At 62.0% G+C, this 12,672-nt stretch carries 10 protein-coding genes; 4 read left to right on the top strand and 6 right to left on the bottom strand.

The features are described 5' to 3' along the window. Positions 1–194: 194 nt before the first annotated feature. From PspR76_RS12995 to PspR76_RS12975, 5 genes are all read right to left on the bottom strand, one after another. Entirely contained in the window at positions 195–866 is a 672-nt protein-coding gene (locus tag PspR76_RS12995) for a hypothetical protein (protein WP_159955779.1), read from the bottom strand. Positions 867–1,656: 790 nt separating this feature from the next. Further along, on the bottom strand, positions 1,657–2,493 hold the full coding sequence (gene yghU / locus PspR76_RS12990; protein WP_159955777.1) for a glutathione-dependent disulfide-bond oxidoreductase: 837 nt from the start codon (positions 2,491–2,493) through the stop codon (positions 1,657–1,659). A gap of 2 nt (positions 2,494–2,495) precedes the next feature. Further along, complete coding sequence (locus PspR76_RS12985; protein ID WP_159955775.1) at positions 2,496–3,941, bottom strand: efflux transporter outer membrane subunit; 1,446 nt, start codon at positions 3,939–3,941, stop codon at positions 2,496–2,498. Continuing rightward, positions 3,934–5,103 (bottom strand): efflux RND transporter periplasmic adaptor subunit, encoded by a 1,170-nt coding sequence (locus tag PspR76_RS12980; RefSeq protein WP_159955773.1) that lies wholly within the window; start codon positions 5,101–5,103, stop codon positions 3,934–3,936. Before PspR76_RS12980 ends, PspR76_RS12985 begins: the two co-directional genes overlap by 8 nt. Before the next feature lies 1 nt (position 5,104). Beyond that, on the bottom strand, positions 5,105–8,284 hold the full coding sequence (locus PspR76_RS12975) for an efflux RND transporter permease subunit (protein WP_159955771.1): 3,180 nt from the start codon (positions 8,282–8,284) through the stop codon (positions 5,105–5,107). A 275-nt stretch (positions 8,285–8,559) separates the two neighbouring features. On the opposite strand from PspR76_RS12975, the gene PspR76_RS12970 reads away from it, so the two are divergent. The 3 genes from PspR76_RS12970 to PspR76_RS12960 are packed head-to-tail and all read left to right on the top strand — an operon-like array spanning position 8,560 to position 10,194. Further along, positions 8,560–9,030, top strand: a complete 471-nt coding sequence (locus PspR76_RS12970; RefSeq protein WP_237235758.1) for a MarR family winged helix-turn-helix transcriptional regulator — start codon at positions 8,560–8,562, stop codon at positions 9,028–9,030. Positions 9,031–9,033: 3 nt separating this feature from the next. After that, the gene (gene mug / locus PspR76_RS12965) at positions 9,034–9,561 is read left to right on the top strand and encodes a G/U mismatch-specific DNA glycosylase (protein WP_159961419.1); all 528 of its coding nucleotides are present in this window, start codon (positions 9,034–9,036) and stop codon (positions 9,559–9,561) included. Positions 9,562–9,591: 30 nt separating this feature from the next. Then, a complete protein-coding gene (locus PspR76_RS12960; protein WP_159955769.1) occupies positions 9,592–10,194 on the top strand; it encodes a glutathione S-transferase in 603 nt (200 codons plus the stop codon). 5 nt (positions 10,195–10,199) lie between these two features. Here PspR76_RS12960 and PspR76_RS12955 read toward each other — a convergent pair whose 3' ends face one another. After that, entirely contained in the window at positions 10,200–10,967 is a 768-nt protein-coding gene (locus PspR76_RS12955; protein ID WP_159955767.1) for an SDR family NAD(P)-dependent oxidoreductase, read from the bottom strand. Positions 10,968–11,105: 138 nt separating this feature from the next. Between PspR76_RS12955 and PspR76_RS12950 the strand changes: the two genes are divergently transcribed. After that, positions 11,106–12,254, top strand: a complete 1,149-nt coding sequence (locus PspR76_RS12950; RefSeq protein ID WP_159955765.1) for an aldose epimerase family protein — start codon at positions 11,106–11,108, stop codon at positions 12,252–12,254. The last annotated feature ends 418 nt before the right edge of the window (positions 12,255–12,672 follow it).

The following is a 12,672-nucleotide window of genomic DNA, read 5'->3' as shown; positions in this document are numbered from 1 at the left end:
CCTTACGGCGGGTCACTTTGGAAAAGCCGGAATGCCGGCCCAGCCCAAAGTAACCAAAGGGCTCTTGCCCCACCACTCGGCACCTCGCCTAGGCTCGGTGTGCCCGAACGAAGGCTTGAATCCGTGGGCCGCCGCGATGGGCCATCCTTGGCCCAGCGCGGCTAACCCGGCGTCCTGCCGGGTTACCCACGGATTCAAGCCTGCGTTCGGCCAGCGTGGTTTAACGGGGCGCCTAAGATCAAGATCAAGATCAAGATCAAAAGCACAGCCGAGGCGGCCTGGCAGCCGACCTGATTTAGGAAGCTGAACTCAACCAAAAGTGGGAGCTGGCTTGCCTGCGATAGCATCAACTGGTTATGCCTGATGTACCGAGTTGCATGCATCGCAGGCAAGCCAGCTCCCACAGAAAAGCAGAGCACAGTGGTCTGGTCGCCGAACTCGGTAAAATTGTGGGAGGCGGCCTGGTAGCCGACCTGATTTTGGGAACTGAACTCCATCAAATGTGGGAGCTGGCTTGCCTGCGATGGCATCAACTGGTTATGCCTGATGTACCGAGGTGCCTGCATCGCAGGCAAGCCAGCTCCCACAGAAAAGCAGAGCACAGTGGTCTGGTCGCCGAACTCGGTAAAATTGTGGGAGGCGGCCTGGTAGCAGACCTGATTTTGGAAACTGATCTCAATCAAATGTGGGAGCTGGCTTGCCTGCGATGGCATCAACTGGTTATGCCTGATGTACCGAGGTGCCTGCATCGCAGGCAAGCCAGCTCCCACAGAAAAGCAGAGCACAGTGGTCTGGTCGCCGAACTCGGTAAAATTGTGGGAGGCGGCCTGGCAGCCGACCTGATTTTGGAAGCTGATCTCAATCAAATGTGGGAGCTGGCTTGCCTACGATAGCATCAACTGGTTATGCCTGATGTACCGAGTTGCATGCATCGCAGGCAAGCCAGCTCCCACAGAAAAGCAGAGCACAGTGGTCTGGTCGCCGAACTCGGTAAAATTGTGGGAGGCGGCCTGGCAGCCGACCTGATTTTGGAAGCTGATCTCAATCAAATGTGGGAGCTGGCTTGCCTGCGATGGCATCAACTGGTTATGACTGATGTACCGAGGTGCCTGCATCGCAGGCAAGCCAGCTCCCACAGAAAAGCAGAGCACAGAAGTCTGGCGGCCGAACTCGGTTGAATTGTGGGAGCGGGCTTGCTCGCGAATGCGGAGGGTCAGTGACAGATGAACTGACTGACACACCGTATTCGCGAGCAAGCCCGCTCCCACATTTGGATCGCATTGCATCAGACAAAGGTGTGTTGCTCTGCTTTTGCTTCTACCACTCAGGTCGGCTACCAGGCCGCCGTGCTGTAGATTTTGATCTTGATTTTGATCTGAGTCGCCCCATCAACCACGCTGGCCGAACGCAGGCTTTGGAGCGGGGGTAAACCGGCAGGACGCCGGTTTAGCCGCGCTGGGCCAAGGATGGCCCATCGCGGCGGCCCCCGCTCCAAAGCCGGAGTGAGGGCACACCGAGCCTAGGCGAGGTGCCGAGTGGTGGGGCGAGGACTTTTTGGTTACTTTTTGGTCCCTCAAAAAGTGACCCGCTGTAAGAGCGGAACCATAAGTGGCCGTTACCTAAATAACGGATATGTACTCAACCCACCACCGCCAATCAGTCCAAATCGCTGGCGTCGTGCCGCTCCGCCAGCTGCTCTTCGGGCGCACCCGAAACCCGATTCACCCGACGCCCCCGCTGCACCGCAGGCCTGGCCTCAATCGCCTCCGCCCAACGCACCACATGCTTATACTCATGCACCGACAAAAACTCCGCCGAAGCCCCATACAACCGGCCTTTGACCAACCCACCATACCAAGGCCAAATCGCAATATCGGCAATAGTGTACTCACCCCCCGCGATGTACTCACTCACCGCCAAACGCTGATCCAGCACATCCAGCTGCCGCTTGGTCTCCATGGCAAACCGGTTAATCGCATACTCCATCTTGCTCGGCGCATACGCATAGAAATGCCCAAACCCACCCCCCAGATAAGGCGCACTGCCCATCTGCCAGAACAACCACGACAAACACTCCGCCCGCGCCGCCGGTTCAGTCGGGAAAAACGCCCCAAACTTCTCCGCCAGGTACTGCAAAATCGCCCCCGATTCAAACACCCGAATCGGCGTATCGCCACTGCGATCCAGCAGCGCCGGGATCTTCGAATTCGGGTTCACCGCCACAAACCCACTGCCAAACTGATCACCGTCGCCGATCTTGATCAGCCACGCATCGTATTCCGCACCGTTATGCCCCAGGGCCAACAGCTCTTCCAGCAAGATAGTGACCTTCTGCCCATTCGGCGTGGCCAGGGAATACAGCTGCAACGGGTGCTTGCCGACCGGCAATTCCTTTTCATGAGTGGCACCGGCAACCGGCCGGTTGATACTGGCAAAGGTGCCGCCGCTTTCGGTGTCCCAGGTCCAGACTTTCGGGGGTACGTACTCGGTCATGCTCACTTCTCCTTGGTTTCAGTAGGGGTCGATGCCGCCAGTTGAGCCACGTTCCAGCCGCCGCCCAGCGCCTTGATCAGGCCCACATTGGCGCTCAATTGCTGAGTTTGCAATTGCAACACACTGCGCTTGGCTTCCAGTGCCGCCACTTGGGCGGTCACCACATCCAGATACGCCACGGCGCCCTGGCGGTAACGCGAGGTCGACAGGTCTTCGGCATATTGCGCCGCCGCCGCCGCATCGCGCTGATCATCCAGGGCCGCGCCCAAGCCGGCGATTTGCGACAGGTTGTCCTCCACCTGCTCGAACGCACCCAACACCACGCCGCGGTACTTGGCCGCTGCTTCATCGGTGACGGCCCTGGCGATGTCCACCTGGGCCTGGCGCGCGCCGCCATCAAACAGCGTGCCCACCAGTGACGGGCCGATGGCCCAGAACAGGTTCGGTGCGCTGAGCAAGCGGGCAAACTCGTCACTCTGATAACCGCCTTGGGCGCTCAACGTGATCTGCGGGAACCACGCCGCCTTGGCCACGCCGATCCGCGCGTTGGCCGCAGCAATGCGACGTTCGGCGGCGGCGATATCCGGCCGGCGCTGCAACAGGCTCGAAGGCACGCCGGTCGGCACATTCGGCAAGGCAATCGGCGCCACGTTCACGGCGACGCTGTAGGTCGAGGCCGACTCACCGAGCATCGCCGCCATCGAATGCTCCAGCAGCGCCCGTTGCACCTGGCTCTGGCTGAGCTGCGACTTCACCGTCGACAACTGCGTGCGCGCCCGCGCCACATCGAGGCCGGAGACGATCCCGCCGCCGTGCAGGCCTTCGGTCAGGCCCAAGGCTTTGGCGTACGCATCGCGGGTCTGCTCCAGCAACTGGTTCTGCCAGTCGATACCGCGCAGGCGGATATAACTGTCGGCCAATTGCGCCTGCAGGCTCAGGCGTACCGAAGCCAAATCAGCCTTGGCCGCCTCGGAGTCGCTGGTGCCGGCCGCCACGGTGTCGCGCACGCGGCCCCACAGGTCGACTTCATAATCCACCTCCAGGCCCAGCGTCGCCGAGTTGTAGACATCCGGCGAAGTGGCCGAACGCAACGGTTTGGTGTCCGACTGGCGAATGCGCTGGCCGCTGCCGATGGCCGAAATCTTCGGGAACAGGCCCGAACGGTCTTGGGCCAAAAACCCTTGGGACTGCTGATAGTGCGCGAGTGCCGCGCTCAAGTCGGGGTTGTTTTTCAGCAACTGCTGCTGCATCGCGTCCAGTTGCGGGTCATTATAAATACGCCACCAGCCGTCCCGGTTGGCCTGGTCGTTGGGCGCGCCGACGGTCCACGGGCCTTGGGTATGAAACTGCGCGGCAATCGGCGTTTCCGGCACCTTGAGCGGCGGCGCCAACGAGCACGCGCCCAAGCTCAAGGTGGCGAGCAGGCCCAGCAGGTTGCGCTTAGCCATGGGGTTTGCCCTCGGTCGCGGCGACGGCCAGCTGCACCGAATCATCATCGGCCAGGCCGTCCGGCGGCGTGTCGATCACGCGGTCGGTGGCTTGCAGGCCGCTGGCGATCTCCACGCTGTCGCCGAAGTCGCGGGCGATGCTGACGGTCTTGAAGTGCACATGGTTGTTCGCATCCAGGGTGGCGACGCGCATGCCCTTGTCATCGAACACCAAGGCGCTGGACGGCACACGGATCACGTCGGCCTGCACCGGCAAGTCGAACTGCACGCTGGTGTAGCCGCCCGGCAGCAGGCGGCCACCGGGGTTGTCCACCAGCAGTTGCACCAGGGTGCTGCCGGAGGCGGCGTTGACCGCATCGGCGGTGGCGATGACTTTGCCGGTGAAGGTCTCACCGCGGTATTCCGGCACGCTGAGGCGCGCCGTGGTGCCTTCGCGAATCTGCGGCGAGAAGGTCTGCGGCACCTGCACATACACGCGCAGGCGGCTGACATCGGCCACCGCAAACAGCTCTTTACCGGCCGTGCCGCCGGCGCTGATCAAGGCGCCGACGTCAGTGCTGCGCGCAGTGACCACACCGGCGAACGGCGCGACCAGATGCTGGAAGCCCTTGGTCGCGACCAACTGCTCGACATTGGCCTTGGCCGCCGTGACCTTGGCCCGCTTGGCGGTCAGGTCGCCGGTGCGCTCGTCCACGTCCTGGCGCGACACCGAGTCGTTCGCCAGCATCGCCTGCCAGCGTTTGGCGGTGGTTTCGGCCAAGTGCTCATCGGCCTGGGCCGAGGCCAGGGTGGCACGCGCTTGCAGCAGTTGCTGGTCGAGTTCCGGGGTGTCGATTTCGGCAAGTACTTGCCCGGCTTTGACGCGGGTGCCGATGTCGACATTCCAGGATTTGAGGTAGCCGTTGACCCGCGCAAAGATCGACGCGCGGGAATACGCCTCCAGGCGTCCCGGCAGGTTGAGCACCGGGCCCTGGGCTTGCACCACCGGTTTGATCATGTTGACGCTGGGCAACGCCTGGGCGTCGGTCCAGGTCTTGAGGTCGCGCGATTCACTGGCGCGCACGCCGATGCCAACACCAACAATGACAACCACCACTGCCCCGCCCAGGATCAGCCACAGCAGGCCACGGGAAGACTTGGATTTAGAAACAGAAACGGACATGTCAAACCCCTTGGGAAACGGTGGTCGCCAGCGTGGCGTGCTGACGACGCCCGTGGACAAGACTGAAAATCAACGGAACCAGGATCAACGTGGCGATGGTGGCAAACGCCAGGCCGCCGATCACCGCGCGGCCCAGCGGCGCGTTCTGCTCGCCGCCCTCGCCCAAGCCCAAGGCCATGGGCGCCATGCCGATGATCATCGAAATGGCGGTCATCAGCACCGGCCGCAGCCGGGTGAAACCCGCCTCCAGCGCGGCCTGCACCGCATCGCCGTGCACCGCCAGGCGCTCGCGGCAGAAACTCACCACCAGGATGGCGTTGGCGGTGGCCACGCCCATGCACATGATCGCCCCGGTCAACGCCGGCACCGACAGCGGCGTGTGGGTGACAAACAGCATCCACACGATGCCCGCCAGCGCCGCCGGCAATGCGGTGATGATCACAAACGGGTCGGCCCAGGATTGGAAGTTGACCACGATCAGCAAGTAAATGAGCACCACCGCGCCGAGCAGGCCGAACAGCAAGCCACTGAAGGCCGCGTTCATGGTCTGCACCTGGCCCTGCAGGATCACCTTGGAGCCGGTCGGCACCTCGCCGGCATGAGCGGCGATGATCTTCTGGATATCGGCGGCGACGCCACCGAGGTCGCGGTCCTGGATCGCCGTCAGCACTTCGACCACCGGCTGGATATCCGACTGGGTAAACACCGAGTTGCTGTGGCTGCGCTGGATATTCGCCAGGCCGCCCAAGGTCTGGTCGGTGGCCGCCCCGCCGCTGCCGCTGAGCGGCAGGTTATGCAGCGCCGCCAGGCTTTCGAGGCTGTACTGCGGCGTTTGCATCACGATCGGGTAGGAAATGCCGTTGGCCGGGTTCAACCAGAATGTTGGCGCCACCTGGCTGGAACCGGCAAGGTTGACCACCAGGCTGTTGGTCACGTCGCGCTCGGTCAGGCCGACCAATTGCGCACGGGTGCGGTCCACGTCGATATTGAACGTGGGCAATTGCCGCGACTGCTGGATACGCGCATCGACCACCCCCGGCACGCGGCGAATATCGCGCAGCAACGCGCTGGCGTACGTGAAGTTGCCCGCCAGGTTATTGCCGGTGATTTGCAGGTCAATGGGCGCCGACGAGCCGAAGTTGAGGATCTGCCCGACAATGTCCGAGGCCGGGAACGAGAACACTGCACTGGGGAATTCCCGTGGCAGGGTTTCGCGCAGTATGCGCATGTATTCGGCGGTCGGGCGGTGGCCCTCGTTGAGGCTGATCTGAATGTCGCTGTCCTGGGAACCCACAGTGCCGGTGTTGTTGTACACCACGTTGATGCCGCTGATGGACAGGCCGATGTTATCCACCAAGGCCTTGAGTTCGTTGGCCGGGACTTTGCGCCGAATCGCGTTTTCGATGTCGGCGATCAGGTGCGCGTTGCTTTCCACCCGCGTGCCCACCGGGGCGCGCACGTGCAGCAGGATCAGCCCGGAATCGACCTCGGGGAAAAAGTTGCGGCCCAGGAACGGCACCAGCGCAAACGACACCGCGACAAACGCCAGCAGGCCGATCACCACCGTGCGGCGATGGTGCAAGGCACTGTCCAGGACGCCGTGGTAACGCTCGCGAAACCCTTCAAAACGACGCTCGAAGCCGCGCTGGAACTTCACCAGCGGATTGCGCGATGGCGCGTGCCCGTCTTCGCCGTGCACATGGGGTTTGAGCAGGTAGTTGGCGAGGGTCGGCACCAGCGTACGCGAAAGGATGAACGAGGCGATCATGGCGAAGATCACCGCTTCGGCCATCGGCACGAACAGGAAACGCGCCACGCCGTCGAGGAAGAACATCGGCACAAACACGATGCAGATACACAGCAGCGATACGAATGCCGGGGTGACGATTTGCGCCGCGCCGTCGAGGATCGCCGTTTCCACCGGCTTGCCCTGTTCCAGGTGCCAGTTGATGTTCTCGATGGTCACCGTGGCGTCGTCCACCAGGATACCGACCGCCAGCGCCAGGCCGCCGAGGGTCATGATGTTGAGGGTTTCGCCGAGCGCCGACAGCGTCGCAATCGACGCCAGGATCGCCAACGGAATCGAGGTGGCGATGATCACCGTCGAACGCCAACTGCCGAGGAACAGCAGGATCATCAAGCTGGTCAGCGCCGCCGCGATCAAGCCTTCACGGGCCACGCCGCTGATGGCCGAGCGCACGAACAGCGACTGGTCACCGATCATGTCGATATTCAGGTTGGGCGGCAAGGCGGCCTGGTTGTCGGCGAGTTTGTCCTTGATCCCGGCGATCACGCCCAAGGTCGACGCCGAACCGGTTTTGAGCACCGGCAGCAGCACCGAGCGGTTGCCGTTGACGTGCACAATGTTGGTTTGCGGCGGGTTGCCGTCGCGCACCGTGGCCACGTCGCGGATCAGCACGGTGGTGCCATCGGCGGTCTTGATCGGCAGGTTTTCCAGGTCATGGAAATCCGATGGCGAGTTGTTCAGTTGCAGGTTGAATTCGTAGCTGCCGATCTTCTGCGTGCCCACCGGCGTGATCAGGTTCTGCGTGGCCAGGGCGGTCGCCACGTCCTGCGCCGACAGGCCGCGCGCCTGCATGCGCGCCGAATCGAGGTCAATCTGCACCTGGCGGCTCTTGCCGCCAAACGGGTATGGCAGCGCCGCACCCGGCACGGTGGTGAGCATCAGGCGCACCTGGTTCAGGCCGATATCGCCCAGGCGTTGCTCGCTCAAGCCCGGCCCCGACAGCGCGAGCTGCACAATCGGCACGGTGGAGGCGCTGTAGTTGAGCACCAGCGGCGGCACGGTGCTCGGCGGCAGTTGGCGCAAAATCGCCTGGGACACCGAGGTCACCTGGGCGTTGGCCGTGCTGATGTTGACGCCGGGCTGGAAGAAGATCTTTACGATCCCGTAGCCATTCATCGACTGCGCTTCGATATGGCGGATGTCGTTGACGGTGGTGGTCAGCACCCGCTCAAAAGGCGAAGTGATGCGCCCCGCCATCTGATCCGGCGGCAGGCCGGTGTACTGCCAAATGACGGCGATAACCGGGATGCGGATTTCCGGAAAGATGTCGGTGGGCGTGCGCCAGGCCGCCAACGGGCCGATGATCAGGATGAAAATGGCCAATACCAGAAAGGTATAAGGGCGCCGCAATGCGATGCGCACGAGGCTCAGCATAGGAGGTGATCCAGACAGGGGTTGGATGTTCAAGCAGGCAGAGCCGTGCCGTTTTCCCGCCTCGCCCCCACACGCTTCCTGGGGATATTGCAACGACATCCGAGTCACAAAGAGGCATATGCCACGATATCGAATTTAGTGGCATACGCAACTAATTTGTTTCAAGCTGTCTCAGTATTCATCTACAAGGCTTCTTCGGTCTGAAAGGCCTTGTCCTGACAGGTCGCGCAGGCATAATCACCGGCGTCGTGTTTTGTATCAGAGAGTATCTGCCCTTGAAATCTGCCCCGCCTTGCTCCGATAGCCCCAGCGCCTGCGTCAACGGTGCCGTGCGCCGCACGTCCCGCCGCCTGGGCCAGATCTATGACGAGGCGTATGCGCCGTGCGGCTTGAAAGCCACCCAATTCGCCGTGCTCAACCGTATCGCCAAAGCCGGTACGCCCAAAATGGGCGAGCTGGCCCAGGCCCTGGTGATGGACCTGTCCGCCCTCGGCCATACGCTCAAGCCGCTGGTGCGCGATGGGTTGGTGGAACTGCAGGTGGACGAACTCGACCGCCGCACCCGCCGCGTGCTGCTCACCGAACACGGCAAGCGCACCCACGCGGCGGCCAAGCGTATTTCGAACCAGATGGCCGAGCGCTTTGATCAGGCGTTCGGCCGTGAAGCGGCAGCGCAGTTGCGCCAGACATTGGACTTTATCGCCTCCGATGAGTTTGCCCGCACGCTCCTGGCCAAGGACGATTAAGCCATCCACCTCGACGACATCCTCGCCGAGCACCTGCACGTGGTGTTCTGCGGCATCAACCCCGGCAAAGGCTCTGCCGCCCTCGGCCAGCACTTTGCCAATCGCAGCAACCGCTTCTGGCGCACGTTGCACCTGGCGGGTTTTACCCCGCATGAAATTCGCCCGGAGGATGGCCGCACCCTGCTCGACTATCACTGCGGCCTGACCACCTTGGTCGAACGCCCAACGGCGAGCGCGGGGGAATTGGCACGGCATGAATTCAAGGACGCGGCGACCGCGTTTGAACAGAAGGTCCGCGACTGCCGGCCGCGCTGTGTGGCGTTCCTTGGCAAGCCCGGCTACAGCGCGTTGTGCGGCCGGCGGCAGGTTGAGTGGGGGCCGCAACCGCAGGCACTCGGCGGCGCCACGGTGTGGGTGCTGCCCAACCCGAGCGGGCGCAACCTGGCGTTCAGCCTGGCGCAACTGATAGAGGCTTATCAGCAACTGCGCGAGGCGATTGCGCAGCCCGGCCCCGTGCCCTTAATCTCGTGAGCCCAACACCGTATGAGCAATGGAGGCTTCATGAAACTGGTCGGCATGCTGGACTCGCCTTACGTACGTCGCGTGGCAATTTCCCTGGAGCTGTACGGGGTGGATTTCGTGCACGAGGCGCTCTCGGTGTTCAGCACCTACGCTGAATTTTCCGCGATCAACCCGGTGGTCAAGGCGCCTACGCTGGTGCTGGAGGATGGCACGGTGTTGATGGATTCCAGCCTGATCCTCGACTACTTCGAACGCCTGGCGCCAACCGACAAGAAACTCCTGCCACCCAACCCCGACGCGCTGGCCAAAGACCTGCAAGTGCTCGGCCTGGCCCTGGCGGCGTGTGAGAAAACCGTGCAGATCGTCTACGAGCACCTGCTGCGCCCAGCCGAGAAACTGCACGAGCCGTGGCTCGACCGCGTGACCGGGCAGTTGCTGGCCGCTTACACACTGCTGGAAAAACACGTGCCCCACCCCGGCAGCGAACGCCCGAGCCAGGCCGCACTGACGGCGGCCGTCACGTGGTCGTTCACCCAGCTCAAACTGCCGTCAGTACTCAAGGCCGAGACCTTTCCCAAGCTGCAGCGCCTTGCGAGTCAACTGGAACAACACCCTGCCTTCAAGAGGTACGCCCTCGAATAACCGGCCTACACCCAACCGCCGTCCACAATGAAGTTCTGCGCCGAACACATCGCCGATGCGTCCGAGGCAAGAAACAACGCCATATTGGCGATGTGTTCCGGCAGCACACTGCCGGGTAAACACTGGCTGCGGCTGATCAGCTCTTTGGCCGCATCGTCGACCCACATCGCCAGTTGTTTTTCGGTCATGACCCAACCCGGCACCAAGGTGTTCACCCGAATACGGCTGGGGCCCAATTCCCGTGCCAGTGCGCGGGTCATGCCGTGGGCGGCGGCCTTGCTGGCGGCGTACACCGGGTAGCCGGCGGAGGCCATCATCCAGCCGACCGAGCCGAGGTTGATGATGGCCCCGCCGCCGGCGCCTTTCATCATCGGAACCACGGCCTTGGCCGCGAAGAATGCGTGCTTGAGGTTGACCGCGATCAGCTTGTCGAACATGTCCGAATCGACCTCTTCCAAGGTGTGACGCACATCGTTGGCGGCGTTGTTCACCAGCACAGTGATCGGCCCCAGCGTGTGTTCAAAACGCGCTATCGCTGCCTTGTAGGCGATTTCATCGGTGATGTCGCAGCACACAAACTCGATGCTATGCCCCTGGGCACTCAACAACGCCGCCAGCCGCTCGCCCTGGCTTTGGGCGCGGTCCACAAAAGCCACCTTGGCGCCCTGCGCGGCGAAGGCGCGCACCATGAATTCGCCAATGCCCGAGGCACCTCCGGAAATCAATACGGTCTTACCCTTCAGGTCCGGATAAACGGCGTGTGCAGTACTCATATAACGTGTGCCTCGATCAATTAGTCTTATTTTATTTGGCGTATCTGGCGTTTAAGGCTATAAATTCGCTGTCAACTCGACGAAATATCGCACATTAGTAGAACTATTCCACTCAAAACAACAAAAGGAAGTTCGACCATGAAGCACCCTCGACACCTGCTTTCGGGCCTCGCCTTATCCATGCTGATCGCCAGCGGCGGCGCCCAGGCGGCCGGGCTTAGCAGTGAACACAAACCGTTCGGCAAAACCAATGACGGCACCGCCGTCGAACAATACATCCTGCGTAACAGCCATGGCATGCAAGCCACGGTGATCACCTACGGCGGCGTGTTGCAGTCGCTGAAAGTGCCGGACAAACACGGCAAGGTCGATGACGTGGTCCTCGGTTTCGATGACGTGCAGGGCTATCAGAGCGGCACCGCATTTTTCGGCGCGACCATCGGGCGCTTCGGCAATCGCCTGGCGGGCGGTGCCTTCGAACTCGACGGCAAGCGTTACCAGGTGCCGCTCAACGATGGCCCCAACTCGCTGCACGGCGGCGCCCAGGGTTTCGACAAGCAGGTGTGGCAAGCCGAGCCGATCAAGGGCAAGGACTCGGTCGGCGTGAAGCTGAGCTACCTGTCCAAGGACGGCGAGATGGGCTTCCCCGGCAACTTGAAGACCGAGGTCACTTACAGCCTCAACGATAAAAACGAACTGCACATCGCCTACACAGCCACCACCGATAAACCGACGGTGCTGAACCTCACCAACCACAGCTACTTCAACCTTGCCGGCGCGGGCAATGGCGACATTCTCAAGCAAGTCGCAACCTTGCATGCCAGCCACTACACGCCGGTGAATGCCACCTTGATTCCGACCGGCGAACTGGCGCCGGTCAAAGGCACGCCGATGGACTTCCTCAAGCCCACGCCGATCGGCCAGCACATCAAGGACGACCATCCACAGCTCAAGTTTGCCGAGCCGAAACAAGGCGGGTTTGACTTCAACTGGGCGCTGGATAACAAAGGCGATATCAAGCAACTCGCCGTCGAGGTGCACGACCCGGCTTCAGGTCGGCGTTTGCAGCTCTACACCACCGAACCTGGCGTGCAGTTCTATACCAGCAACTTCCTGGATGGCACGGTGAAGGGCAAGGCCGGCAAGGTGTATGCGCATTGGAGCGCGTTTACCCTGGAGACCCAGCATTTCCCGGATGCGCCGAATCAGCCGACGTTTGCCTCGACCCGTCTTAACCCAGGGCAGACTTACACTCACAACACCGTCTTGAAATTCTCCGCCGATTAAACTGGGGGCTGGATTGCTGGTGAGGGGTGCTGGGACATATCCGTTGCTGCGGTAACGGCGGCTATTGGTTCCGCCCTTACGGCGGCTCACTTTTGAACAGCGCAAAAGTAAGCAAAACGCTCTTGCCCCACCACTCGGTGTCTCGCCTAGGCTCGACATGCCCTCACTCCGGCTTTGGAGCGGGGGCCGCCGCGATGGGCCATCCTTGGCCCAGCGCGGCTAAACCGGCGTCCTGCCGGTTTACCCCCGCTCCAAAGCCTGCGTTCGGCCAGCGTGGTTTAACGGGGCGCCTAAGATCAAAATCAAAAGCAAGATCAAGATCAAAAGCAAGAGCAAGAGCACGGCGGCCTGGTAGCCGACCTGAGTGGTTGGATCAAAAACAAGGCGAGGCGGCCTGACAGCCGACCTGATCTTGGAG

The sequence above is a fragment of the Pseudomonas sp. R76 genome, from assembly GCF_009834565.1.
In the GTDB taxonomy this organism is placed as follows: domain Bacteria; phylum Pseudomonadota; class Gammaproteobacteria; order Pseudomonadales; family Pseudomonadaceae; genus Aquipseudomonas.
The sequence above is the reverse complement of the archived record's forward strand: the minus strand, read 5'-3'. Positions and strand labels throughout refer to the sequence as shown.

What these genes read in the sequence shown, in the direction of transcription:
- yghU (WP_159955777.1), bottom strand. Translation starts at nt 2,493, where the DNA reads ATGACCGAGTACGTACCCCCGAAAGTCTGGACCTGGGACACCGAAAGC.
- PspR76_RS12985 (WP_159955775.1), bottom strand. Translation starts at nt 3,941, where the DNA reads ATGGCTAAGCGCAACCTGCTGGGCCTGCTCGCCACCTTGAGCTTGGGC.
- PspR76_RS12980 (WP_159955773.1), bottom strand. Translation starts at nt 5,103, where the DNA reads ATGTCCGTTTCTGTTTCTAAATCCAAGTCTTCCCGTGGCCTGCTGTGG.
- PspR76_RS12975 (WP_159955771.1), bottom strand. Translation starts at nt 8,284, where the DNA reads ATGCTGAGCCTCGTGCGCATCGCATTGCGGCGCCCTTATACCTTTCTG.
- PspR76_RS12960 (WP_159955769.1), top strand. Translation starts at nt 9,592, where the DNA reads ATGAAACTGGTCGGCATGCTGGACTCGCCTTACGTACGTCGCGTGGCA.
- PspR76_RS12955 (WP_159955767.1), bottom strand. Translation starts at nt 10,967, where the DNA reads ATGAGTACTGCACACGCCGTTTATCCGGACCTGAAGGGTAAGACCGTA.
- PspR76_RS12950 (WP_159955765.1), top strand. Translation starts at nt 11,106, where the DNA reads ATGAAGCACCCTCGACACCTGCTTTCGGGCCTCGCCTTATCCATGCTG.